This window comes from Glaciecola sp. 1036, assembly GCF_050306235.1.
In the GTDB taxonomy this organism is placed as follows: domain Bacteria; phylum Pseudomonadota; class Gammaproteobacteria; order Enterobacterales; family Alteromonadaceae; genus Glaciecola.
In genome coordinates this window covers 39,827-64,453 of sequence record NZ_JBLWFH010000005.1, presented here as the reverse complement: position 1 = coordinate 64,453, position 24,627 = coordinate 39,827, and the positions used below count along the sequence as shown (strand labels likewise).

Sequence of the window (24,627 nt, the reverse complement as noted above, 5' to 3'; positions counted from 1 at the left end):
ATGAAAGTTATTATAGCTTCAATCATTGTTCTGGTTTTTGCTGGTCTTGCGTATTGGTGGACAACTCAGTCTGAAAGTAATGAAGTATTAGAAATAGAATCTACACAAAGCTCTCATTCAACTGCAGACAAAATTGCGCAAGGGGACGATATTCTCGACAAGGTGGCTGAAAAAGAGCAAGTTTTCAATTCTCTTACTGAAGAACAGCGCTCTGAAGAGATTATTAAAGTTCAAGAAGAAATGGATGTATTGATGGCCAGATACGATAGGAACATATCTGATCCATCTAGACGAGACCAGATAAAGCAAGAAATGCGAACGCTAATGGCAAAATATGACCAATTAGTGTTACAAAAAGCACTTGCAGATATGAAGAATTCAAAAGGATAAATGAAATGCTTAGGTTGTTGTGTGTATTGATTCTCGTCACAGTTGTTAATCAGGTAGCATACGCCGAACCTAAGCTTTCTCCTGATCCCGAAAAGCATGCCGCTTTTCTGCTAAATCCCTATGATGCAAATAAGCCAGACTTGATTGCTTTCAAAGATCCAAGATGTCCGTACTGCATTAAAGCTTTTAAAGAAAAAGAAACCTTGGATAACTATAACGTTTACGTTTTTTGGGCACCTATTTTAGGCAACACCAGTGCTCGACAAGTGGAAAATTTCTTTCATTGCGATGAGCCAATGGGTGAGGCTGTAATCAATTCTGTTATGCAGCGCAAACAAATAAAATGCGATAACGAGTTCAATCAAGATTTATGGGCTGTAAATAAAGAAATCACCGATGAATACAAACCAAACTCTGTGCCGCAATACTGGTATGCTGATCGCAAAGTTTGGGTTACCCAACTTAAGTTATCGCAAACGAATGAACAGCGTATTCAAAGTATAGTGAATAACAGCCCTACCCGATTGCCTTGGCAACGCTATTCAGATTTCTTAATTGCAGACGTGGATGACAGCAAATTCAATTTAGCCTTGGTTTTGGGCAAAGGGCAGTCTGAACAAACAATGGCAAGCAAACTGAATAAGCTTTCCTCTAAATTCAATCTTTACGTTTTTCCGGCCGATTCAGTCAACGAAAGATCCACTGAATTTTTAATACTAAACAATGTTATGCCGGAACAAGAAAGCATCTATATCCTAGAAGGCAAACAGCTTTCTGATAAAGAACTTGGATTGTTAAATATATAAAATTGAATACGCTTGTCCCAAAATAAGCATTTTTGGCAGTTAAGCTTAAAGTTTTACTTTACAACTTTTTACAAAAGTCTTAGTGACTCTATCTTCCCAGTCTTCAATTATCAAAAAGCGTTTTATTGCTAAGGATTAGTCAGACATGGAAGACAGCCGGTATCTACACAAGCAAGTTTTTGTTTTTTTGCTTATTACGTTATTTTTTAGTGCTTTAGCTTTTTCCCTCTTACATTACTTGGGTAAAATTGAACTAATTATCCTTTACATGATTTGTCCAGGGTTAGCTGCAATTTTAACTAAACTTGTATTCAAAGAACCCTTAAGTACCTTCGCTATTGGTTTAGGTCGTGCAAAATTTTTGGCCGTCGGCTATTTGATTCCTCTTGTTTATTTATTGCCGGTTTACCTAATAGTTTGGTTAATATTTAATAACTTTCCTAACAGTGAATATGTAGCCGAATTAATAACGGTAATGCCCAATATGACCGAAGCAAAAGCCATATTATTTATCGTGGGAGCCAGTGCAACTTTAGGTGTTTTGGGAACTGCAATTACAGGAGCCCTAGGTGAAGAGTTGGGCTGGAGGGGGTTCTTGGTTCCCAAATTACTGCAAATCCACTCGTTTCATAAACCTTTACTCGGTGCTTAAAGGATTAAAACATGCAAAAAATCGACTATAAAAAATCGCTTAAGCATCTATATAAGCCCAGTGCCAAGCAAGTTGAATTTATTGAAATCCCTACACTAAATTACATTACGGTTACCGGAAAAGGTAAACCAGAAGGCGAGGAATATCAACTAGCCTTACATGCCCTATATCCGGTAGCTTACAAAACTAAATTCTGGATGAAACAACATAAGAATTTCGATTATGTGGTTCCGCCGTTAGAAGGTTTATGGTGGGCTGACGATTTTTCTGATTTTGAAAATAACAACCGAGATGAATGGCAATGGACCATGATGATTATGCAGCCAGAATCAGTCAGTGCTGACACAGTAGCCTCTGTTATCAATACAATTGCCAATAAAAAAGATGCGCCAAAAGCCTTAAACAAAGTAACCTTTGAAACCATTAATGAAGGAAAGTGCGCGCAAATTTTACATCTTGGACCTTTTTCAGAAGAAGGCCCTGTAATACAAAAAGTTCATAACGCCATAGCACAATCTGGCGGCCACCTAGCTGGAAAGCACCACGAAATCTATTTAAGCGATATCAGGCGCGTCACACCTGATAAATATAGAACAGTTATCCGCCAACCAATGAAATAAAATTATAAAGTATTGACTCTATAGTCTACTTTAGGGTTTATACTAAGCAACATGAAAAAAGAATCCTTATTTAAAATAGGTCAGTTAGCCAAATTGACTGATATGACTGTGGAAGCCATTAGGTTTTATGAAAGTAAACACCTGATAAATTCTAGTAGCCGCTCAGAAGGGGGATATAGGTTATTTTCCAATGCAGATTTGGAAAAGCTGCTGTTTATTAAAAGAGCCAAGGCGGTTGGGTTTTCATTGGATGAAATTAGCGAACTCCTTGAACTACGCCTGCATCCTGATGAACATTCTTGCGGTGAAGTAAAGCAGTATACAGCGAATAAAATAGATCAAATTCAGCAAAAAATTGATCAGCTACAAGAAATTCAAGCTTCGTTAAAAACAATGCATTCCGCCTGTTGTGGTGGCGCTGAAACAGCGGAAAACTGCACTATTTTACAAATTCTGAATGCGGAGAAATCAATATGAATACCTTAATTGACCTGCTCACTAACTTTGTCGACTTATTTGTTGAGTCGGCGCCATGGTTAATTTTAGGGCTTCTAGTGGCCGGTATAATGCATGAACTAGTGCCGATTGATTTTCTAAAGAAACACATGGGCAGCAATAGTTATAGCGCCATTGGCAAAGCGGCTGTGATAGGTGCTCCTTTACCTTTGTGCTCTTGTGGCGTGATACCCGCAGCTCTTGGCCTACGAAGAAGTGGTGCGAGTAAATCCTCGACAGTTTCATTTTTAGTGGCGACGCCGGAAACGGGTGTGGATTCTGTCAGTGTATCTTATGCATTACTAGGGCCCATTTTTGCTGTTTTTCGACCAATAGCGGCGATACTTAGCGCTATCTATACCGGGGTTTTAGTAAAGTTGTTTGGACAAGAATCTTCAGCGCTCAATTCAGATGCTAAATTCAACAAAAGCACCGAAGTTAAGAGTTGTTGTAGTAGCAAAAAAGAGCCTGAACCCCAAAGCTGTTGTGGCTCTAAATCAGAACAAGTGGAAGTAACTACAAGCTGCTGTAGTAGTAACGAAAAAGTAGAGGAAACCAGTTGTTGCAGTGCTGAACAACCTGTTGCCAAAACGCCTAGCTGGAGCACTAAAACTATAGAAGTCTTACAGTTCGCATCAGGCAAGTTACTTATTGATATTACCTTGTGGTTGCTCATTGGTTTGGCCATGGCGGCGGTCATTAAAACCTTCGTGCCAGTGGATTTTTTAACTCAATGGGGTGACGGTATAGTCGCTATGCTACTAATGGCAGTGATTGGAATCCCAATGTACATTTGCGCAACTGCGTCAACGCCAATTGCTGTAGGATTCTTGATCGCGGGTTTATCGCCAGGCGCTGTGTTGGTGTTTTTACTTGCCGGCCCTGCGACTAACATATCCACCATGGGAATGATCGGAAAAGAAATGGGCGCTAGAACCCTGTGGCTTTATTTATTCGGAGTGATCAGTTCTGCCATCTTTTTGGGCTATGGGTTAAATTATTTATACGACTACCTTCAAATGTTTGCTGCACCATTTCACTTTGATAACCATGAGCATTCATCTACACAATGGATCTATTATGCTTGTGCAACATTGTTAGCTGCATTGATGTTGCGTAACACGGTGAAAAAGTACTGGCCGGAAACAAATTCAGGTACAGTAGAAATGCGTTAAGGTAATGGCATTTATCATATAAATAGTGTTATTTTAGCCCCCGTCAGTTTTTTTCAAAAACTGCATTCTTTGCTAAGCGTGACATATCGGATTATCTAATATAGTTAGTTACGATTTCGCGCTTTTGTATATCTCGTTACTAACATAAGAAAACTGTTGGATAGCTATGGAATATAGACAAAAGAAAGCCCCCTCACAAAAGCGCATTGCATTAGTTGCTCATGACCATATGAAGGACTCATTAGCACAATGGTGTGAAAAGCATAAAGGCACGTTAAGTAAACAAGAACTTTATGCTACTGGTACAACTGCTCATACAATACATCAAGCTACCCATCTGGAGATTCACTCGCTTCTTTCTGGTCCTATGGGTGGTGATCAGCAAATTGGTTCTAAAATAGCTGAGCAAACGCTTGATATGTTAATTTTCTTCTGGGATCCACTAGCGTCTATGCCTCACGATCCAGATGTAAAAGCGCTATTACGAATTGCAGCGGTTTGGAATATTCCTGTGGCCTGTAACCCTAGTAGTGCCGACTATTTGCTATCGTCGCCGTTAATTCATGATGAATATGAATATCGAGTGCCTGACTATGAGGCTTATGCCGCGTCTAGAAGTTAACTCTGATCTCCAATATTTAATAGCCAATAGAATACGCTTGGGTAGAAATATCAAATGTTGCTTAGCTATTGGCTAGAGTATTTCTTGCGTCCTTCCGGTGTCATGTCCACATTGGGATCCCAGATCCTCTGCCATATCGCCTTCATTTCAGATACGGCGGGTCGAACACTTATCTGTTCTACTTTTGCAGCTGAAATTGCGTTTTCGCTCAATTCGGCGACCTTAAAGTTAAAAACGTAACTCCCTTCTACGCCCATGCGTAAGTCACTAATGACAATATTTGATTCTTGTTCTTTGACTGAATATAAGCCTTTGGTAAACCATTGTAATCGAGTTACTACCCATTCTTCTTGTAAAGTATTCAATAACTCTGGCGAGGTTTGGTAAGAATCGATAGTGACCTCTTCTGGTTTATCAAAGACTGAAGCATATATTTCATAATATTGATCTTCTTTCACCAACACAGCGCGCCAAAGCAAAGTAGTAAAAGGTGCCGGTGTGCTAACATAATTTCCATTACCTATATCACGCTCTGCCAATGCGGATTCAATTTTATTATCGATCATCCATTTGGCGCCAAGGGTCCAAAGTAAATACAAACTACTTATTGCGAGCGCCAAAGTATTCACTCTGGTTAATCGCTGTGGTGATACTTTTGGGAAACACATTATTACCATGGCGATTAACAGAGAAAGGGTATATAAGGGATCTATGATAAAGATGCTCGATATCCCAAAGGGATAATCCGTTAATGGCCATAAGAGTTGAGTCCCATAAACGGTAAAACTGTCAAGAATGGCATGAGTTGAAAGGGTTAAGAAGATCATCAACAACCAAGCGCGAAAATGCTGTTTGCTTGAAGGATGAATTCGCACAGCCAGCCACGCAAGTAATGGACTAATAAGGGCTTGGACTAAAAAACTATGGCTAAAGCTACGATGGAAAGTAAAGTTTTCGACAGGTCCGCCATAATCCAGAAAAACATCCAAATCAGGCAAAGTACCTAAGATAGCGCCATAAATAGCTGCTTTTCGGCCGACTTTATTACCCAAAACGGCATAGCCAACAGCGCCACCAAGCACTACTTGTGTTACTGAATCCATATCACCACACGCCTACTAATTTGCTAATTATTTACGGTATCCCAGTGCCAACGATCAATCAATATTTAATAAAATGATTGAAAATTAAAAAAATTTAATTGGTAAGACCATTAATTATTTTCTAAATTTTTTATGTAAATAAATAGTTAGCATAAAGTTACATTTTTTTAATTTTGCTAGGCACAATTTGAATAAACTCAGCAAAAATTTCATCAGTATGTAGAAGCTCAACAACAACCACGGAAGCAATACCATGATGAAAAGCACAACAAAACTGACTTTAATTCTTTGTACTCTCTTTATGTTATCAGCTTGTTTAGATGACGATTCTGATGATGATCATGTGCCGATTGAAGTACCTGAAATGCCAGCGCCCGTCCCCTCAGACATACGCATATTACATGCATCTCCTGACGCACCTATGGTCAACGTGAATGCCGACGGAAATCCAATCGAGGTTGCACAAAATCTAGACTATCAAGGGGCCACCAGTGTATTTTCGGTTGATCCAGGGACCTATCAAATTACAGTCGATGCTTTGTTGCCAAGCGATACGACCTCTACTGTCATCGATGCCCAAGCAACCCTTGAAGAAGCTACAGATTATACTATCTTAGCTGTCGATAATGTTGCTGGTCTAGAGCCATTAATCATTGCAAATCAAGATGCCGACATTGGTGCGGGTAATCTTCGAGTACAGGTAGTACATGCTGCGCCAAACGCACCAACAGTCGATATTTACGTCACTGCACCAGGAGCTGATCTGACAGCGGAACAGCCCCTAGACACCTTAGCGTTTAAAGAATATACCGAGCAAGTTGAAGTCCCTGAAGGCGATTATCAAATTAGAATTACTGCTGCAGGCGAAACAACTGCTGTATTTGATTCTGGCACTGTCTCACTCGCTGCAGGAGCTGATTTAATAGTGGCGGCAACTAAAAATGTTGATGCAGGGATGTCACCAGTATCGCTTTTAGTTGCAACTACAGAAGGGGGCAGCCTTTTACTTGATGCGAACACACCTGCAGAAGTAAGAGCTATCCATGGTATCGCAGATGCGCCAGCGGTTGATGTGCTAGTAGATGTAGCCAATGGGGACGACATTCTGTTATTTGATGGAGCACCATTTAAAGGCGTAACTACCTATATCGAAGTAGAAGAAGGTGAATACCTCTTGGATGTGGTCGCAGATGCAGATAATTCTATAGTTGCTATAAATGATGTCACTGCCGCCGTATCTGCTGGCGTGCGCTACACGGCAATTGCAAATAATACCCTTACTAATGCTGATCTGGATTTTGCTGTTGATGACGCTCGTCCATTAGCAACTGCTGCGCAAGTTAGAATTTTTCATGCTTCTCAAGCAACGGGCGGTGTAGATATATACGTAACCGCTGATGGCGAAATTGATAGTGTTGAACCTACTTTTACAAATGTAGAATACAGCACTGACATGCTTACAAATACTGGATATGTGCAACTCGCTCCCGGCGATTATGTGGTCACTGTTACCCCAACTGGAACAAAAACTGAAGCTATCGAAACCGGTGTCCTGATGCTCGAAGCTGCAAAAATTTACACCGCATTAGCAGTCGATGGTGATATGCCAGGTGATGGACCACAGTTAATCCTGGCCGATGATTTCATTGAATAAGTTAGGGAAACTGTTCATTGGGCGCCATCTTTGCGCCCAATGTTTATTATTTTATTTCAATTCAGATATCCGAGCATATCCAAATTTATCTAAATAAGGTGCAATAATCGGTTCTAGAGGTTCAATGTGCTTAGTGTAATTTTGCCAATTTCCCACAGCTTTCTTATTAACCGGTTGTGATACTGCATCAAAACTTGGTGTGGCAATAAAACGGCTATGCTGAGGCTTATAAAAATCCAATAACGAATCTTGCCAATTTTCACCTACATGTTCCATTATACGACGCGCGTAAGGTTCAAAATCTTCACACATAGTTTCGTATTTTACTTCCATAATATTCGCCCCTAAACGCTCTTTGAAGAACAAATAGAGTTCCATGGTTTTAGCGTAATATTCAAAAGTTTGCTTTAAAGAAAAAAAGTTAACTGTACTTTCATTCGATGCAAAGTGCTGGAAAAAACAGCTTAAGCACACATCCCTTGGATCCCGAATCATCATTAAAATAGGTGACTCAGGAAACAATCTTTTAATAAAGCCTAAGAATTTAATCGACATAGGCACTTTATCGACAATACGTAAATGCTTGTCATATTCAGGTAATTCCTCTGACATGCCTTTAAAATAGGCTTCTCGAATCGTATTCAGTTCTTTTTTAGATAAGGTATTTAAACCTTTGGGATAGTTGATGGTTCTTCCCAGCAGCTGATTTAAATTAGCCACTCGTTTACGTAGCACTTGTAATTCATCAGTCACAATCAAATTTGGATGGGCAGATAGAATTTGCTCCATTAGCGTTGTGCCAGAGCGCGGAAAACCAATGACAAAAATGGGATCATTTTTGTCGGAAACGGCAGTTGTTTGCCACTGTTTTACCTCTTCTTCGGCAAATCCTTGGTAAGAAAACTTGATCACATTTTCGCTAAAGGTTTCATCTACAGCTTTGGCATCGGGAGTTAGTGACAGTAGTTTTTGCGCTTTTTTGTGCACTTCCATTGCATCGTCATAACGGCCGCATTTAGCTAGCAAATGAGCATAGTCGGAGAAAAATATCGACTTCATTTCCTTACAGATGCCTAGTTTCTCTGCTTTAGCAAAGATATCAGCAGCTTCAACAAATGCTTTTTCGGCCACTAATAGTTTAGCTTGCATCCAAGCTATCTCGCCTACTTTTTCATGTTTCTTATGAACTTTGGCAATTAACTCTCTCATTTCGCTCAGGCGACCAAAACGTTCTAGTAAAGAATACAGAGGTGCGTAACTCAATGGATAGCCTGCGTTTGCTTTAATTGCTGCAATAAAGGCATTAATTGCTTCTTCATTTTTACGTAATTTTTGGTACGCGATCCCCAAATTGTAATGAGCTAACTCTTTGTTTTTCGTTATTTTTAAATAGTAGTTTAAGCTTTTGACCGCGTTTGCATATTCTTTGTGGCGTAAAAATATTTGGGTTATCCGAATGATAGCCTCTTCATTGTTAGGTACTCTTCCTAACAGGTTTTGATAAACTTGAATGGCCTCGTTAGGTTTATTCTTTTGCTCTAATGATTGCCCTAAAGCTAAAGCTTCAGCAACAGGATTTTGAGTAGCGGCTAACATGTTCAGGTTTTCCTTTTTCAAATAGGCTGCTATCACAATGTAAATAGTGATAACTCAACACAATTAATTATCTTGTATTAGCAAAGGCCATGCCTAATAGTAAAAGAAAACTAAAATGGAAATTACGTAGCTATCTGTAACACCAAAAAGTAACGCCTTGAGCCTCCAAAAACGTTTCGCTTTGCTGTCCTTGCAGTAACGCTAGGGTAGCTAGTATTCCTGATTGAATACAATCTATCCCTGCAACAGTAACGGATCTCGGCGCATTCTCTATCGAATAACCTGTTTTAGGGTTGAGTATATGAGAATAGCGTTTGTTGTCTTTTAACAGGTAACGATTGGCATCACCAGAGGTTGCTAAGCCGCCTTCTCTGATTTGTACAACCGCCAGACCTTTGGCGTTTGTTGGATTCTCGATACCTACCTGCCATGCTTTCTTATCCTTACGCACTTGGCTCACTTGGATGTCACCACCAAAATTGACCAGCACTGAGTTATTCGGTGCCATTGAGAGCATCAAATTACTTACCCGACTTACCGCATATTCTTTTCCGATGCCGCCTAAATCTAATTCAAACCCCTTAGGCAAAATTATCTGTGTCGGCGTAAATACAACCTTTTGCCAATCGATAAAGGGTAAAATTTGGCGTACCTGAGTCGCTGTGGGTATGTTATCAGAGCCATCGAATTTCCAAATTTTTCTCAAAACACCGGAGGTAATATCAAACATGCCTTCGCTAAGTTGGTAACAGGTATCGGCAAATTGAAGTAGCTGATAAGTTTCCTGATCAATAAACACGGGGTTACCGCGGCTGTTATTGATAGCATGCATTAGATTATCGTTTTTATAGCGACTAAATTTTGCTTCTATGCGGCGGGTTTCGTTTACTGCCACACTCATTAAGTTTTGGCCTAAAGAAAGATCTTTGCTATCGATCAAGAGTTCACATGGACTCGCCATGGCATTGAATCTGCCAATGATAAAGTCTTCTTTAGTTTCTAATTGATAGTCGAGTTCGGCTGTTAATTTCGTCATGAGAAAACTAGATGACAATTGTGTATGCAGATCTATCATACACAATTGCCTGATGGGGTGTTAGAAATGGTAGTTAAATTGCAAAATAAAGGCGTCGATAGACGGGTAAAGATCTAGATCGTTTAGAACACCTATAGCTGCTGTACCATCAGAAGTGGGACGTTGACTATAATACTCTGCTCGAACTGCCCATTTATGGCCATTGCTGAGTGTTTGCCCATATTTTAACCCTATGGTGTAGGCATCCATCTCGCCTAAGCGGTAGTCAGCACTTGCAAACATTGGCAACGGGGTACTTTCTTCCAAGAAAGGCTCATAAAACTTCGCTGCGCTTTGGGTGTAATACCTAAAATGCGGTTGAATATAAGAAGTCTCAGAAATATTCCATCTAAATCTACTGTCGATAGTGTGAGAATCAATATCCCAGTCGTCCGTTGAATATCGATAGGACACATCAATTACACCTGAATCTAAGGCATATTTGGTTTGCCAAAACACATTGTGTTTGGTTCGCTCGTCTGGACGATTCTCATGCAGATTTCGTAGCGTTAAACCTGTGTCATTTACCACACTCACCAACTTGTAAGGGTCGTTTAAATAACCGTCAACTACCGAATATCCATAGTTGAATTGCATTAGCATGCGCTTGTTGATGACTTGTGTTAAACCTAATAATACATCAAATGTATCTTTGTCTTTATCTTCTGTATCACGAGTCGCATCAAACGCAGTTCTAAAGGCTTCTTCGCTATCAAATTCACTGGCCAGTTGCATTTGCGCTAGACCAATAGGTGCATACCCTACCGGATCTATGCTATCAAACTGATAAGAAACTCCAAAAGAAAGCGTGGTATTTTTGCGATTAAAATCTCGCGCTAACGAAGCATTGGCGCCTATGGATAAATAATCGTACTCGTTAGAGAAGTTAAAACCCGTACTTACCCGAGTATTTTCGAAAATTGGTTGTGTCCACTGACCACTTAACTGAACTCTGGTATCTCTAAAAGTATCATCTAAGGGAGTTTCTCCTGCATTAACTTGATATGAACCATTGCCTGAAGGACGCGTAAAGGTTTGCACGCCAGGCTGAGCAACTGCACCTGATGCACTTGCACCTGTTAGCGTATCTACGACCAATTTGGCTGAGAAAATATGTTCGTCTCCAAAGTCTTTTTTGGCGTTAAAAACACCCTCTACTAGCTGAACACGATCACTTTCTCCATAGTACAAAATAGCTGTATCAAATTGCCAAGCATCATCCTTTTGTTCGTTAGCTTGGGCTGGTTGAGTGCCTAACAGGGCACAAGTAGCTGCGGCTAATGTCGCTGCGACTTTTTTATCTTTGATTAGTTGCATCCGCAGCCGCCTCCAGCAAAGGCTCTACCACCACTGGTAGCTTCTTTACTAAAATAAATATGGTCATCTAAACCTAAATCTACACCTTCAGCATCTAACGCCATTTCTTCTTTAGCCAAAAACTGACGCTCCCAAGGTTCTACACCTAGAGATGCACAACCGCCTAATTGAGCGATACAAAGCAAAAAGACGATTTTTTGCAGATTGTTCTTAATGTTTATTTTTTTCATGACACTTATCCTTCTATTTTGCATCATCAGCAAATTCAGACATTAATAGCTGAATTTCCTGTTCATATTGCGCTTGTTTACTGAGGAAAAAACCTTGGTGGGCAAATCTAATATTGCCCTTTTTGTCGATCAGATAACTGCTCGGCATACCAACCAGTTCATAGTCTTGGGCTATTTCGCCCTGAGGATCATAAACAATCTGAAAATCGGCAGGAGTTTGTGCTAAAAACTTTGCTGCCATTTCACGCTCTTCATCTAGGTTTATTGCGATAACTTTTAGGTGTGGATATTTAGCGTGCATATCATTCATCCAAGGAAAGGATTTTCGACAAGGCTTACACCAACTTGCCCAAAAATCCACATACACCACCTGACCTTTTAAATCGGAAAGTTTTGTCTGAGCATCAAGTGTAAAATTCGGCGCTACTTGATTGGCGAAACTCAAAGACGCCAATGCCATGTTAATTGACAGGAAAATAATAAAGACAAAGGTTTTTTGCATAATCTGGCTACAATAACGAGTATTGAGACCAAGATTAGCTGGGCAACCTTAAGTGAACCTTAAGATTACTTAAGATAACGTAAAATAAACAAAGAAACCTTAAAACTCATATTCAAAGGCAAAGCGGAAGGTATGGTTTTTACCAGAGTGTGCAACTTCTGTGATAAAACCCGCTTCCCATTTTATCTGACGTTGACCTTCAATACGGTGAACCCCCATAAATCCCGGACCAATACCAACAAAGTCTTCTCCGGAATAGAGTTCTATCGAAGGTTGTATTTCAGGCATGTATCTATAACGGTACTTTAATCTAAATTCAGTTTCCCATTCACTTTCAATGGTTTTACCCCATTCATAGATACCAAATAAATTTAACGTTAAGCTGGTTTTGGTGAATTCTTTTTCAAACAATAAACCTACGGACGCTTCATAATTTTCATTTGCATTGGCCTTTTCAAGTTCAATCACAGCACCCCAATCAGCCCAATATTGTCCTTGTTCCGTGAGCATTATACGAGACTCTAGTTCGTATCCTGAGACTGCAAAGTTATCATTTTGGTCACGTTCACCAATAATGTAAAACTCTACCGCAACCTTTTCGAAAATAGCGTGCCCATAACCTAGTTTCTGGTTGAGTATGTTCTTATCGTCGGTTTGACTAGACATGAATCGCCACTCGAATTCGCGCTCATTAACGGTAACATAAGGATGATATACACGATCAACCACAATGCCATCTGCCAGTGCATTAAATGACATTAAGAGCAAAATCAAAGTGAGTAACTTATTCATGACTTAAGGCTCCACTAATAACAGCATGCTGCTGTCCCCGCCTAAATTTATAAACCAATAAAGAGACCAGAAACGCAATAGAATAGATGGCTAAATAAGTAGCATCTGGTGAAGATTCGTAGCCGATTAGCGCGTTAAGCAAATGTCCATATTCAGAACTGTCGCTGACATAATCTGAAAGATTAAAAACGGACACCCCTGTATTCACAAAATCGACTTGCGCCAGTAAGGGAGATATTTGACTCAACAATCCCGCCAAGAACATACTCCAACACAGAATAATAAAGTATCTGTATTTAGTTTGCCCTATTTGGCTTAACGCAAACTTAAAAAGAACCGCAAAACTGCTACAAATGCCGATACCAAAAATAACCCCTAATCCAGCGTTGAGAAAACCAACTTGTTGTTGAGTCACAACTTCAAAGAAAATCAAAAATTCGGTAAGTTTATAGCAAACAAAGAGTGCAACCCCAGTAAACAGTAGGGCTTTTGCATTCTTAGGTGAGGCCAGCCAAGCCAACACAAACATAAGATAACTCAGCATAATCATTAGGGTATAGACGACTTCCATACCTGCACCTTCAAACCAATCCACAAAAATTTCTACATTGCCCCAAATGACAACAGATCCCAGCACGCCGATAACTACCATAGTAATCCACTTGCCTTTTGAATAAGCAAAATGCTGTGGTATTTCAGTGGCATAACAAATTAATATAAAAATTGGCAATAGATCTCTGAGGAAAACAATCACTATGTTAGTCATCTTTATTTTCCTCCTTAACCACGACATAACCTCTTGCGGTATGAGGATTAAATTCACCGAAAAACTCGTAGCGTCCTGGTTCAAGGGGTCCTATATATATGCTGGCTTTTTTATTGGCAAAGATCACTCTTTCTCGGTTGAGATCGAAACTATCAAATTCTTCTGCTAAATCATCTTTATTTTCAATCACCAACTTCACTTTTTGATTCGCAGGTATTTGTATTTCTTGAGGCGTAAATACGTGATTTTCGAGGGTGAGTGTGAAGACTTTCAGTTCAGCCAAAGCAAGACTAGATGCCGTAAGTAACAGCAAAGTTATACAACTATAAATAGTGGAAAAAGGTTTTATGCTACCCATATACTTTTTCCTGTGATTGTTCTGACATTGGCAGTCGCACATGCACGGCTAAGCCGCCCAGTTGAGATTTAGTCGCAAAAATTTCTCCGTCATGAAGTTCAACAATATAATGAGCGATAGTTAATCCCAATCCAGAACCTTTTTCTCTGGTTTGATTATGATTGACTCTATAGAAACGTTCAAAAATGGCTTTATATTCATTTTCTGATACGCCTTTTCCTGAATCTTCTACTACTATTTCTATCAAATGCTGTTCAGATTGCAATCTAATGGCAATAGTGGCTTTCGGTCCGCTGTATTTAATCGCATTACCAATCAAGTTTTGAAACAGCGTCATTAAAGCGAACTTGTCTGCCACTAAGCTCAAATGTTCGGATTCAAGACTGATATTTTGTTCATTTCGCTCCACTGAATCATAATTTTTAGCAATTACCTCTTGCAGAATCGCTTCTAGATCAGTGTCTTTTTTCTCTGCATTAAACTGCTCAGGCGTAAAGCGGAACAAGGCTATCATTTGTTCAATAACATGGGCCATGCGGTCAACATTGGCGGCCAATTGCTGCAAGGTTTCTTTGGATAATTTTCCTGCCGCAAAATCCGCTGCAATGTTGTGAGCGGTTAGCGTTAGAACACTCACAGGGGTGCGCAATTCATGTGCTGCATTGGCGGTCAATTGCTTTTCCCGCTCAAAGGCATTGTCTAACCTATTTAGTAAGTTGTTCAAGCGTTCGACCACAGGTGTTAGCTCTGTGGGAGGTGTGCCTATGTCGACTGGGGTTAAATCTCGACTGTCCTTTTTCGTTAATTGAGATGATAACAACAACAGCGGATTCAAACTTTTAGCCACAATAAAATAAATTAATAACCCAATAATAGGCACTGAAAATACTATGGGTGTTAAAGTCACAACTAACACGGATTCGGCGGCATTTACCCTAGAATTTACCGGTTGCCCTACCACCACGGTTAAATCATGGGATACCAAAGTATACAAATACCAACGCTGGTTACTAAAACTACGTTCTGAGAAACCCGCTAAATTTGTAGGAACAGGCTCTTCAGGGGTGTTATTACTGCGGCTAATTACTCGGTTGTTTGCGATGACCTGAAAAGCATATTTAGCCTCTACAGATGCGGGCAGACCGTCATTCTGACGTGCTGTGCTGAGAATAAAATTGGCGACTGTAATTAGTTCATTGGTAAAAATTGCGTCCATCTGTTGTTTGGTATTGCGATATCCGTGTAAGCCAGCAAAAAAACTGGCCAGTACTACCGCGGATATTATTAACAGAACAAGCTGACGTTTTATCGACACTTATTTTCTCACAATATAACCAACACCACGAACCGTCTGAACTAAATCTACAGGAAGCTTTTTGCGAATGTTATGTACATGCACTTCTATAGCATTGCTACTGACTTCTTCACCCCACTCGTACAATTTTGTTTCTAATTGATTTTTAGAGATAATTCGACCTGCATTTTCCATCAAAGATTTCACTATCATGTACTCTTTTTTGGACAAGCTGATGGGCTCTCCTTGGTAATAGAGCATATGCGCTGTGATATCCAAGCTGATACCTTTAATTTCGATGTTATTCGATTGTCCCGTGCCCAAACGGCGTTCTATCACTCGGATCCTAGCTAATAATTCTGCGATATCAAAAGGTTTCGCCAAATAGTCTTGAGCCCCAAGATCAAGCCCTTGCACTTTATTTTCTATGCCGTCTCTGGCTGTTAAAACTAGTACTGGAATTTGAATTTTCTTTGCTTGCAGGCTACGAAGAACATCTAATCCATCCATATCAGGTAAGCCTAAATCCAAAATGATGAGGTCTGGCTCTCCAGTTTGCGCAGCCGCTAAGGCAAATTTTCCATTGTCGACCCAGTCCACCGAGTAGTTTTCTCGTTTGAGAGATTGTTTGAGTCCTTCGGCTAGGGGTATATCGTCTTCTACTAACAGTAGTCGCATCTAACTAATGCCTTTGTAAAAATTAAACATGGTGGGAAATAATGCTCAAAGTGTAGCGGTCTAGATTAAACATGGAAAGTATTTTTAACTCAGTCCCTTAGGTTAACCTTAAGGCTTTAGTATTTTTTAGGTGAAAAGAAGTTCGGCACAAAAAATGCTCTATCTGCTTTAAAGGCTGAATTTCCTTGTAAATCACCCTCGAAATGAGAAAAAAATTCTTATTAACATAAAAATTTTACACCCTAAAAGGAGAATAAAATGGCAACTACTGCAGTACTGTATCGCATGCATACTGATGACCATATTTGTCCCTTTGGACTGCGCTCTAAAGATTTGTTGGAGCGAGAAGGGTTTGAAGTCGAAGATCATCTGTTAACAACTAGAGAAGAACAAGAAAAATTTAAACGCGAACAAGGTGTTAAAACCACGCCGCAAACCTTTATTGAAGGTGAACGGGTCGGTGGCTACGATGACTTACGCGAATACTTCCATAAAGACCAAGCTGGACAGTCTGGCACTACTTACACACCGGTAATCGCTATTTTTTCCGTTAGTTTACTTTTAGCTGTTGCCCATCTAGCAGGTACAGCACAACCTTTATTGACCTTAAAGCTACCGTTGATGTTTGTCGCCTATGCCATGGTAATCCTTGCCGTGCAAAAGCTACAAGATCTATACAGTTTTACCAATAGTTTTATCACGTACGATCTCATCGCTATGCGAAACATTAGATATGCTTATGTCTATCCCTTTGCAGAAGCCTTTGCAGGCATAGGAATGATAGCCGGATTAAGTGGTTTTGTTGTAGGCCCAGTCTCTTTATTTATAGGTGCCGTAGGCGCAATTTCTGTTATCAAAGCTGTGTACATCGACAAACGTGAATTGAAATGCGCATGTGTTGGAGGAGACAGTAACGTCCCCCTTGGATTTGTATCACTTTCAGAGAACTTAATTATGATTGCCGCAGGCGCTTGGATGCTATCTATCGCAATAGCCCTCGCATAGCAACGCTTGTGCACTTACCCCATTGAGATTGTCGGCTTCTGCTATGAAGCTGGCAGCCTCTCCCGTTTCGTAGTTTGAAATTATTCAACAGCGTAGAGTTTTTCAGTGGCTTTTATTAAGTCTGCTTGTGGTAAAAATTGATCTGAAATTGTCAAAATAGCATGAATATTGTTTTTGAGTTTCTCAAGGTTTAACTCATCTGGCTTTAGTGCTGTTTGCAATAAATGAATCGCCATGTCTGCCAGAAGCATACGCTGTTTTTCCAGCCATTCATGATCGCCTTTTTTAGCCCAATTCTGACGATAACTAGTTTCCACTAGGCTGTGGATTTCCCAACTAGCTGCAATTATGTTACTACGTTGCTCTTGATTCAATTTATACCTCTATACCAGTTTTATTATTGCTTAACCATCACTTGGTACATCACACCCAAATGAATCGCTACTCCGCCCTGAGGTATCCAGCCTAGCTTAATGTAGTCTTTCACCTCATTTTCCAACGCGAGCATGGTTTCGCCATATACAATTTTGTATTCCATTTTGACCATCCTTTTGTACTTTCTGTGAATTGAAACGCTTGAGAGAAAACTACATTGAGTATTCGCGCTCTACTTTGCAAATTCTGGTGGTAAACGCCGAATACCATACAGACTTGCCCTTTTCTTGAGCGGCTATATGTTCAACGTTCTGCTTCCACCCTTTAATAGCTTGTAAATCTGACCAATATGAAACTGTGATTCCTACCGCTTCTCTGGCTGACTCAAAACCCAAAAATCCAGGTTGTTCTGCCGCCAGATTCAACATTCGATTTGCCGTTTCAGCATAGCCATCTTCAATATCTGTGCGAACAGAGGTAAAAATAACTGCGTAATAGGGTGGTTTAGGTGTATTAGCAATCTCAGTCATTGATCATCCTTTATTTCGACTTCCCACGGCGGATGCAAACGATTTTCACCAGCCCAATACAGTTTTATTTTATTACCCGAAGGATCTTTCAAAACAGCTTCTTTCCATAAATAGCGTTGCTCGGTTGGGAGCTGTATAAATTCTACGCCTTTTTGTAAAAGCCTAGCCACCCATTCGTCCAGTGCTTCATACTCAAAGTACAGAATTGCGCCATTGGTAAAATTCTGCTCTTCCAAGGATAACGAGAAAGTAGCATCCCCTTGAGGACAAGAAAATCTGGCATAGTGAGGAGTGTCTACAATCTGAGTAAAACCTAGAGTCAGATAAAATTTTATTGCTTCGGGCATGTTTTTAACTGGTAAGGTTACTTGATTAAAATTCACTGTTACATCGTCCCTGTTAAAACTCGAGGTGTTTTATACTATCACTTAAAAATACCTTGCCCAATGCAGAGTTATGTCAAATTTGGTTAACGTATAGATGTTTCAATCTCTTCATGAGGTGTATGCGATTGGATATGTGTTTTTATCTGGCGACTATATACCCAAGCCATAGCAAGTAACCAGACACCGCTCATAGGAATCACCCAAAACGCTGTGGTAAGGGGTGCAAAGTTCGCCCAGAATCCAGTGCCAAAAGATGCCAATTGCACTCCAGTAGCAGAGCCAATCACACAAACCCCGGAAATAAGAGGGCCATTGTCACTATCCACATCCATAGCGCAAGAAAGCATTAGTGGAAACAAGCCGCCAAGTCCCAAACCAACGAGTAGGTTCCCAAATGACATCATGATTGGATCTGAGGAAAGCTTTATAATGAAAGTTCCCAACGCCATAACTGAAGCAAGAATAATCATTAGCCGATGAGGGCTAACCCATCGTAGAAGAAATGAAAAACCCAATCGGCTGATTGCCATACCACCAGTAAAAAATGCAAATATAAGCCTTGCATCTTCACCATCAAATCCTCGACCATTTTGGGCATAACTGACAAACCAATTGCCATTGCCGAACTCCACAGCACCATAGCCCACCGCAGAAAGTGCTAAAAACAAGAAAATAGGCTGTTTGATCACACTTGAATAAGTATGGGTTTGTTTTGGTTTGGGTTTGTCATCATGCAACTTAAGCTTTTTACCTTGATGAGCAACATACCATGCGTAAGCTGACAACATTATTAATGCGATTGAAAGTAAACGAAGCGGCCAGCGCCAGTTTTGTTCCAACAAATAAAGCGCTGAAATATACAAGGGAGCAGCCAAAGTCCCCACACTGAACATGAAGTCCATTAATCCCATCATGGTTGAGCGACGAGTCACATACAATCGGGCTATCATGGTGTGGCCTATGGTAAATAAACTGGAACACACTAACCCCATTAAAAAGGCGCCAACCAACATGAATCCCCAATGATACACAAAGGATAAGATGGTAAGTAAAATTGCAAGTAAGCTAGTTAATCCGGAAAACAAGGACATAAAATCAAATTTATGAATGTATTTTCCACCAATAAAGGCACCTACAATAGCGCCAATAGAGATAAGAGTGAAAAATGCGCCACTGATAATTTCCGTCATTGCCAAACTCTCTGCGAGTTCTGGCAACAAAATCCCCCAAAGAATAAAAGCTACCCCTAATAACATAAAGCCAATAAAGATCACCGTAGTGGCGGATCGACGTTGCATAGTATTCCTTGAATGAAAGTAAAGATTTTCAGTGGATTGAAAAAAATGTGCGCAGACCCACAGCATACGACAATTTCTACACACTACAAAATTCGGTTTTTCACAAACCAATTATTTTCTTTTTTATGCTGAAGAAATTGTATTATCTTGGGGTAGAATTTGAGAAGTGTAATAACTTACCGTTATTACACTCTCGAGGCGTAAGAACCTCTTATTGTGTGGTTACCCCACAAGCGACTCGACTGCCGCCTCCGCCTAATTTTTTAGGGTCATCTGAATAATTATCGCCGCCCTCATGCAACATGAGCGCTTTGTTTTGTAAGTCATCTATAGTCAAAAGGGGCGCATGAACTGGCATGGTAGCCATTCCATTGTCATCGACATAGATTGCAGGTAAGTCGCCTAAATGGCCATCACTCGACCATGGAAAACTGTGAGAACCGGTTTCATCTGGATCGAAATGACTTCCAGCACCACCAGCAGGTACTTCTTTACCATCTTTCATTGATAAATCGCAAGAAGGATTCTCATGTAAGTGAAAGGCAAGCCTCCCTTCTGGTCGCTAAAATTTAGTCTTTTTTTGGTAATGCTATATGCACTCTACCCTCTTTATATTCTAAGGTAATAATAAAATGTTGAAATAAATCATACCCGATTATCCCTACAACCTTTTTACCTTTAATACGGCTCTTGGTTGAGCTATATTGACTTTCTAGATAGGTTTTCTCACCTTCTGATGGAAAACGAACCTTAACATCCCTAATATCATAAGGACCAAAACCAACGACATCAGCTGTTGCAAAATCTTGAGTACCAAATCCATTAACCCCTCTTGAAGATGTTGAACCTTCAATATTTTCTAACAAACCAGCTTGTGATGCATAACGTCTTTCCATCAAGATACTACCCGAGCTACCGGTATCTACTAAAAACCAAAAGGGTTTTTCATTTACAAGAACTTCGGCAATCGGCATACCTCTTTGCCGATCTGCGGTTGAATTCACATTAGATACTTTATCCATATCTACCGTATCTCTGGTGAGAATACGTATTTTTTTATTGGGATAATCAAGTTGTACAATAAATGGTTGAAAAAAACCAGAACCCAATAAAAGACCTGTAGAATGATGTCCTAAACTAGACTCAACCACCTTATCTAACAGAAACTCCGTGCCAAAAAGCTCTATTTTAAGCTGGTTATAAGAGGTGCGTTTCATTACTTCATGCACCCCTTGAACTCTTATTTTTGGCCCCTTGGATAATTCCAATTCATTTTTACCGACAAAAGCTTTATTTATTCCGTGTAATTGTGCGCCTGAATCAAGTATTGCATGTGATTCAATACCTTCTATGGTCACTGGTATATATATGTGACCATTATGCAAAGTAAAATCCACCCATTTTGTGGCTGCTGCATTTATTTGCCATGGATACAAAAGGGCCAGAAGTATCAAAAGGTATTTCATTTAAAGTCCATTTTATTTTGATGATTTTGAGAGTTTTGGTTTAAAAGCTTAGCCTAATTTATCCACAAAAGTCTAATGTTGCGCAAATTTCTACCATTTCACAGATCTTTAATTTGCCTTGCTAAGAACTAATAAATTAAGATTAATTTAATGAGCTAGGTAACGTTCCAACCCAATTTGCTAACCCCAACAAGGCCGAATATTTTGAAGCGATTGCTATTTTCTTTTTGTGTTTTTTGTTTACTCAGTTTTAACCTGCAAGCTGCAAATACAAATCAGACTGTAATTCTGATTGGTATCGACGGTTTGTCCTATGACGCTATTGAGCGTTGGAATATGAAACACTTAAAACAATTAGCGGATGAGGGAGCTAGAGCAGAATCTTTAATTCCGGTGTTCCCATCGAAAACCTTCCCAAACTTTTATGCTATGGCCACTGGCTTGTATCCAGAAGGCAATGGGGTAGTCGCGAATAACACTTATGATAAAGAATTGGATCGTTTGTTTAGGCAAAAAGATGGCGGTGATCCCAACTTCTTCCAAGGCGACCCAATTTGGAATGTACTTGAGCGACAAGGGTTTGTGACTGCTTCTATGTTTTGGGTCGGATCAGAAGCCTCGGTAAACGATGAACTTCCAACTTACTGGTACAAATATGATCATTACAAACCCAACATGGAGCGAGTGGAACAAGTATTGGATTGGATAGATAAAGAAACGGCTTCTCCTACTTTCATTTCATTGTATTTTTCAATTTTAGACAGTGCGCAACATGGACATGGCATTGATAGTAAACAAGCGTTAGAAGCTGCCACAGAAGCTGATAGTTTGGTCGGTGCGCTCATCGACGGGCTAAAACAAAGAAAAGTGTATGAAGATACTGCCTTTGTTATTGTTGGTGACCACGGCATGGCAGACCTGTCAGAGCATCAGATTATTTATATTGATGATGTTATCGGCGATGCGATGAAATTGGAAAGATCTGACCCTAATCATATTTTCTCTCCACAACTTTATAGCGAAGAAAGCGGTAACCAAATTTTCTCCTATCTGTTTTTAGGCGAAAATGTGGATAGCGATAAATTGATTAATCAGTTGAAGAACCTTAGTGATCACTGGCAGGTGTACGACAAAACAAATTTACCTGACAATGCCCACTTGGCGCATCCGACTCGACAACCGGACATTGTGATTATGCCCGAACCAGGTTGGTTAATTTCTCAACGGCATATTCCATTTGATCCAACCTATGTTGCATCTCATGGATATGATCCGAAAAACAAAATTATGCATGCAACACTTTTAGTAAAAGGTAAAGGCATAGATCCTCAGTCTAAATGGCCAAGCATAGAGAATGTTAATGTTCACTGCATTATTGCGAAACTGATGGATGCGAAACCAGCAGAGAAAAATGACTGCGACCAAAGCCTTTTGAATGGGCTGATGAGACCTTAAAATCTCGTTAGCTCTTTTTGTTTCCTGGAAACACTCTCGTCATTCCCTTGAAACACCCCGTCATTCCCTTGAAACACCCCGTCATTCCCTTGAAACACCCCGTCATTCCCTTGAAAAAGGGAATCTCTCAGATTACTGCCTCCGCAGTAATGACGACTAAGAGGCAGCAATAGCGACTAAGAGGCAGCAATAGCGACTAAGAGTAAACTAGTTGCGACTAAGAGTGAAGTCATGACAAGGTAGAGCGTAGTAACCTCTAAGAAAAAAGGTCAGACCAATTTAACTGATACTTTCTAAGGTATTTTTGCAAACGAGCAGAATCGTTTATGTTAGATTTTTTAGTCCGGCTTTTGTTAAACAGTTCTCGCCCTGCAGACGCCATGCTGGAATGCCGCAGGCAAACACCTAGCACATAGTTCAATTGTTCAAGTTCAAAGTTGTCTAGGTCTTCTAAGATTTCTGCCGACAAGTAGGATTGTGCCAACTGACTTTCTTGAATAGCCTTAGGTGAGAACCAAGCTTGTTGTAATCGCGTTATTTCTTCCTCTACATCATGGGTAGATATTCTAGATGAATCTGCCAGTGTACTTAAACGAGTTACCGCTGAACTTAAATCGCGGAAATTGCCTAACCAACTGGCCTGTTGAGATACCGCAAATTTTTCAAATTTATTTCTAGCTTCTTTATTAAATCGCACTCGCTGTCCCGATTTTTGTTCGAATCGTTCTAGCTCAAAATCAATATTGGCTGAAATATCTTCTTTTCGATCTTTTAATCCAGGCAGAGCATAATTCCAAAGGTTAATGCGCGCCAACAAATCTTCTCTGAATTTGCCCTGTAAAACGGCCTGCTTGAGATCTTTATTAGTACCGGCAATTATCTGAAAATCACTGGATACAGTTCGATCACTGCCGACAGGATGGAAGGTCTTATTTTCAATTGCGTGCAATAACATGGCTTGTTCTTCTAGACCTAACTCGCCTATTTCGTCCAAAAACAACACACCTTTATTTGCAGTTAACAGATAACCACTTCGTTCTTTTTGCGCACCGGTAAAAGCGCCCTTGGTGTGCCCGAACAAAGCTGCCATAGCGTTTTCACCTTTCAATGTTGCACAATTAACGGAAACAAACTCACCCGCTAAAGTTAAACGCCTTTTTTTAAGTTGATAAATCCTAGATGCTAATTGACTCTTACCTGCACCTGTTGGCCCAGTTAACATAATGGGCTCTTTAGAACGTATGGCCACTTTTTCTATCTGTGAAATAAGACGGTTAAAAGCCTTATTTTTGGTTTTGATGCCACCTTTTAGAAACTCTTTACCTTCAAGGTGTTCTTTATCAAAACGGGTGGCTAATTGATCGTACTTTGACAAATCCAAATCAATAATTTGTACAGTACCCACGGATTTATTTTTGTTGCTTTTATCAGGTGAGGTCTGAATTAACTTGCCAGGAAAGTGTCCGCTTTCAGCCAACAAGAAACTACATATTTGCACAACATGAGTACCTGTTGTGATATGAAACAGATAGTCATTGGCCTCAGTATCAAACATTTGTTGATGACACCAGTCATATAGCTTGGCGTATACCTCTTCAAAATCCCAAGGGTTTTTGAAGTTGACCTTATGCAGTTGCACTTGGGTTTCAGGGCTTACAGATTCGATATCCCCACTGATAGTATTGGCCAACTTAGTACCATGGTTATCGTGCAGAAGATGTAACTGATGAATAACTAGATTATCTTGGCTGCACAAGCTTACATTAGGCCTCCATCTGGCCCAGCGATCAACTTTGGCGCCTACATCTAACTGTGTGCCGATTAAACTAACTGCAATGGTTCTCTTCAATTCTTACTATCCATATGGATATATTTAGTATCTATTAGTATATTTTATTTCATACTTGTCAATCCCGATTCTTGTATAAGAAATTTAGTAATAAAAATTATTTAAATAATTTCAATAGGTTAAGATTAAATTTTCATG

At 39.9% G+C, this 24,627-nt stretch carries 28 protein-coding genes and 1 pseudogene; 10 read left to right on the top strand and 19 right to left on the bottom strand.

Annotated features, from left to right (window positions below; all coding sequences use genetic code 11):
* The 7 genes from ACNKW3_RS09000 (at window position 1) to ACNKW3_RS08970 (ending at window position 4,760) form a co-directional block, all read left to right on the top strand.
* Window positions 1-390, top strand: coding sequence for a hypothetical protein (locus tag ACNKW3_RS09000; RefSeq protein ID WP_427398962.1), 390 nt, complete (start codon window positions 1-3; stop codon window positions 388-390).
* Window positions 391-395: 5 nt separating this feature from the next.
* Window positions 396-1,196: a thioredoxin fold domain-containing protein gene (locus ACNKW3_RS08995; protein WP_427398961.1), complete on the top strand. Its 801-nt coding sequence runs from the start codon at window positions 396-398 to the stop codon at window positions 1,194-1,196.
* Between the two features lie 145 nt (window positions 1,197-1,341).
* Window positions 1,342-1,848 (top strand): hypothetical protein, encoded by a 507-nt coding sequence (locus tag ACNKW3_RS08990; protein ID WP_427398960.1) that lies wholly within the window; start codon window positions 1,342-1,344, stop codon window positions 1,846-1,848.
* 11 nt (window positions 1,849-1,859) lie between these two features.
* On the top strand, window positions 1,860-2,468 hold the full coding sequence (locus ACNKW3_RS08985; protein ID WP_427398959.1) for a GyrI-like domain-containing protein: 609 nt from the start codon (window positions 1,860-1,862) through the stop codon (window positions 2,466-2,468).
* Window positions 2,469-2,519: 51 nt separating this feature from the next.
* Window positions 2,520-2,945, top strand: coding sequence for a Zn(2+)-responsive transcriptional regulator (gene zntR, locus ACNKW3_RS08980; RefSeq protein WP_427398958.1), 426 nt, complete (start codon window positions 2,520-2,522; stop codon window positions 2,943-2,945).
* Complete coding sequence (locus ACNKW3_RS08975; protein ID WP_427398957.1) at window positions 2,942-4,138, top strand: SO_0444 family Cu/Zn efflux transporter; 1,197 nt, start codon at window positions 2,942-2,944, stop codon at window positions 4,136-4,138. Before zntR ends, ACNKW3_RS08975 begins: the two co-directional genes overlap by 4 nt.
* 166 nt (window positions 4,139-4,304) lie before the next feature.
* A complete protein-coding gene (locus tag ACNKW3_RS08970) occupies window positions 4,305-4,760 on the top strand; it encodes a methylglyoxal synthase (protein ID WP_427398956.1) in 456 nt (151 codons plus the stop codon).
* Window positions 4,761-4,825: 65 nt separating this feature from the next.
* On the opposite strand, the gene ACNKW3_RS08965 is transcribed toward ACNKW3_RS08970, so the two are convergent.
* Complete coding sequence (locus ACNKW3_RS08965) at window positions 4,826-5,863, bottom strand: metal-dependent hydrolase (RefSeq protein ID WP_427398955.1); 1,038 nt, start codon at window positions 5,861-5,863, stop codon at window positions 4,826-4,828.
* Window positions 5,864-6,116: 253 nt separating this feature from the next.
* Here ACNKW3_RS08965 and ACNKW3_RS08960 point away from each other — a divergent pair, with 253 nt between their 5' ends.
* Window positions 6,117-7,517 carry a DUF4397 domain-containing protein gene (locus ACNKW3_RS08960; RefSeq protein WP_427398954.1) on the top strand — a complete coding sequence of 467 codons (1,401 nt, stop codon included), beginning with the start codon at window positions 6,117-6,119 and terminating at the stop codon, window positions 7,515-7,517.
* Between the two features lie 51 nt (window positions 7,518-7,568).
* On the opposite strand, the gene ACNKW3_RS08955 is transcribed toward ACNKW3_RS08960, so the two are convergent.
* The 10 genes from ACNKW3_RS08955 to ACNKW3_RS08910 all read right to left on the bottom strand — a co-directional run bounded on the left by ACNKW3_RS08955 (window position 7,569) and on the right by ACNKW3_RS08910 (window position 16,125).
* The gene (locus ACNKW3_RS08955) at window positions 7,569-9,113 is read right to left on the bottom strand and encodes a tetratricopeptide repeat-containing sulfotransferase family protein (RefSeq protein ID WP_427398953.1); all 1,545 of its coding nucleotides are present in this window, start codon (window positions 9,111-9,113) and stop codon (window positions 7,569-7,571) included.
* Window positions 9,114-9,243: 130 nt separating this feature from the next.
* Complete coding sequence (locus ACNKW3_RS08950) at window positions 9,244-10,188, bottom strand: FAD:protein FMN transferase (protein ID WP_427398952.1); 945 nt, start codon at window positions 10,186-10,188, stop codon at window positions 9,244-9,246.
* 21 nt (window positions 10,189-10,209) lie between these two features.
* Window positions 10,210-11,505, bottom strand: coding sequence for a DUF3570 domain-containing protein (locus ACNKW3_RS08945; RefSeq protein WP_427398951.1), 1,296 nt, complete (start codon window positions 11,503-11,505; stop codon window positions 10,210-10,212).
* Window positions 11,496-11,735 carry a DUF4266 domain-containing protein gene (locus ACNKW3_RS08940; protein WP_427398950.1) on the bottom strand — a complete coding sequence of 80 codons (240 nt, stop codon included), beginning with the start codon at window positions 11,733-11,735 and terminating at the stop codon, window positions 11,496-11,498. Before ACNKW3_RS08940 ends, ACNKW3_RS08945 begins: the two co-directional genes overlap by 10 nt.
* 13 nt (window positions 11,736-11,748) lie before the next feature.
* Window positions 11,749-12,237 carry a TlpA family protein disulfide reductase gene (locus ACNKW3_RS08935; RefSeq protein ID WP_427398949.1) on the bottom strand — a complete coding sequence of 163 codons (489 nt, stop codon included), beginning with the start codon at window positions 12,235-12,237 and terminating at the stop codon, window positions 11,749-11,751.
* 99 nt (window positions 12,238-12,336) lie between these two features.
* Entirely contained in the window at window positions 12,337-13,029 is a 693-nt protein-coding gene (locus ACNKW3_RS08930) for a hypothetical protein (protein ID WP_427398948.1), read from the bottom strand.
* Window positions 13,022-13,795, bottom strand: coding sequence for a hypothetical protein (locus ACNKW3_RS08925; RefSeq protein WP_427398947.1), 774 nt, complete (start codon window positions 13,793-13,795; stop codon window positions 13,022-13,024). Before ACNKW3_RS08925 ends, ACNKW3_RS08930 begins: the two co-directional genes overlap by 8 nt.
* On the bottom strand, window positions 13,788-14,153 hold the full coding sequence (locus tag ACNKW3_RS08920) for a cupredoxin domain-containing protein (RefSeq protein ID WP_427398946.1): 366 nt from the start codon (window positions 14,151-14,153) through the stop codon (window positions 13,788-13,790). Before ACNKW3_RS08920 ends, ACNKW3_RS08925 begins: the two co-directional genes overlap by 8 nt.
* The gene (locus ACNKW3_RS08915; protein WP_427398945.1) at window positions 14,146-15,468 is read right to left on the bottom strand and encodes a sensor histidine kinase; all 1,323 of its coding nucleotides are present in this window, start codon (window positions 15,466-15,468) and stop codon (window positions 14,146-14,148) included. Before ACNKW3_RS08915 ends, ACNKW3_RS08920 begins: the two co-directional genes overlap by 8 nt.
* Entirely contained in the window at window positions 15,469-16,125 is a 657-nt protein-coding gene (locus ACNKW3_RS08910) for a response regulator (protein ID WP_427398944.1), read from the bottom strand.
* Window positions 16,126-16,383: 258 nt separating this feature from the next.
* Between ACNKW3_RS08910 and ACNKW3_RS08905 the strand changes: the two genes are divergently transcribed.
* On the top strand, window positions 16,384-17,130 hold the full coding sequence (locus ACNKW3_RS08905; RefSeq protein WP_427398943.1) for a MauE/DoxX family redox-associated membrane protein: 747 nt from the start codon (window positions 16,384-16,386) through the stop codon (window positions 17,128-17,130).
* Between the two features lie 80 nt (window positions 17,131-17,210).
* On the opposite strand, the gene ACNKW3_RS08900 is transcribed toward ACNKW3_RS08905, so the two are convergent.
* From ACNKW3_RS08900 to ACNKW3_RS08870, 7 genes and pseudogenes are all read right to left on the bottom strand, one after another.
* On the bottom strand, window positions 17,211-17,504 hold the full coding sequence (locus tag ACNKW3_RS08900) for a hypothetical protein (protein WP_427398942.1): 294 nt from the start codon (window positions 17,502-17,504) through the stop codon (window positions 17,211-17,213).
* Window positions 17,505-17,527: 23 nt separating this feature from the next.
* The gene (locus ACNKW3_RS08895) at window positions 17,528-17,668 is read right to left on the bottom strand and encodes a hypothetical protein (RefSeq protein ID WP_427398941.1); all 141 of its coding nucleotides are present in this window, start codon (window positions 17,666-17,668) and stop codon (window positions 17,528-17,530) included.
* Between the two features lie 49 nt (window positions 17,669-17,717).
* On the bottom strand, window positions 17,718-18,035 hold the full coding sequence (locus ACNKW3_RS08890) for an antibiotic biosynthesis monooxygenase family protein (protein WP_427398940.1): 318 nt from the start codon (window positions 18,033-18,035) through the stop codon (window positions 17,718-17,720).
* Window positions 18,032-18,418, bottom strand: a complete 387-nt coding sequence (locus ACNKW3_RS08885) for a VOC family protein (RefSeq protein ID WP_427398939.1) — start codon at window positions 18,416-18,418, stop codon at window positions 18,032-18,034. The genes ACNKW3_RS08890 and ACNKW3_RS08885 overlap by 4 nt, the downstream gene beginning before the upstream one ends.
* An 86-nt stretch (window positions 18,419-18,504) precedes the next feature.
* Window positions 18,505-19,719, bottom strand: coding sequence for an MFS transporter (locus ACNKW3_RS08880; RefSeq protein WP_427398938.1), 1,215 nt, complete (start codon window positions 19,717-19,719; stop codon window positions 18,505-18,507).
* 211 nt (window positions 19,720-19,930) lie between these two features.
* Window positions 19,931-20,272, bottom strand: a pseudogene (locus ACNKW3_RS08875) (superoxide dismutase family protein); the annotation flags it as partial.
* Window positions 20,273-20,288: 16 nt separating this feature from the next.
* Window positions 20,289-21,185, bottom strand: a complete 897-nt coding sequence (locus ACNKW3_RS08870; protein WP_427398937.1) for an aspartyl protease family protein — start codon at window positions 21,183-21,185, stop codon at window positions 20,289-20,291.
* Between the two features lie 204 nt (window positions 21,186-21,389).
* Here ACNKW3_RS08870 and ACNKW3_RS08865 point away from each other — a divergent pair, with 204 nt between their 5' ends.
* Complete coding sequence (locus tag ACNKW3_RS08865; RefSeq protein WP_427398936.1) at window positions 21,390-22,640, top strand: alkaline phosphatase family protein; 1,251 nt, start codon at window positions 21,390-21,392, stop codon at window positions 22,638-22,640.
* 256 nt (window positions 22,641-22,896) lie between these two features.
* Here the strand turns inward: ACNKW3_RS08865 and rtcR are convergent, their stop codons facing one another.
* Window positions 22,897-24,489 (bottom strand): RNA repair transcriptional activator RtcR, encoded by a 1,593-nt coding sequence (gene rtcR / locus ACNKW3_RS08860; protein ID WP_427398935.1) that lies wholly within the window; start codon window positions 24,487-24,489, stop codon window positions 22,897-22,899.
* Window positions 24,490-24,627 lie beyond the last annotated feature (138 nt).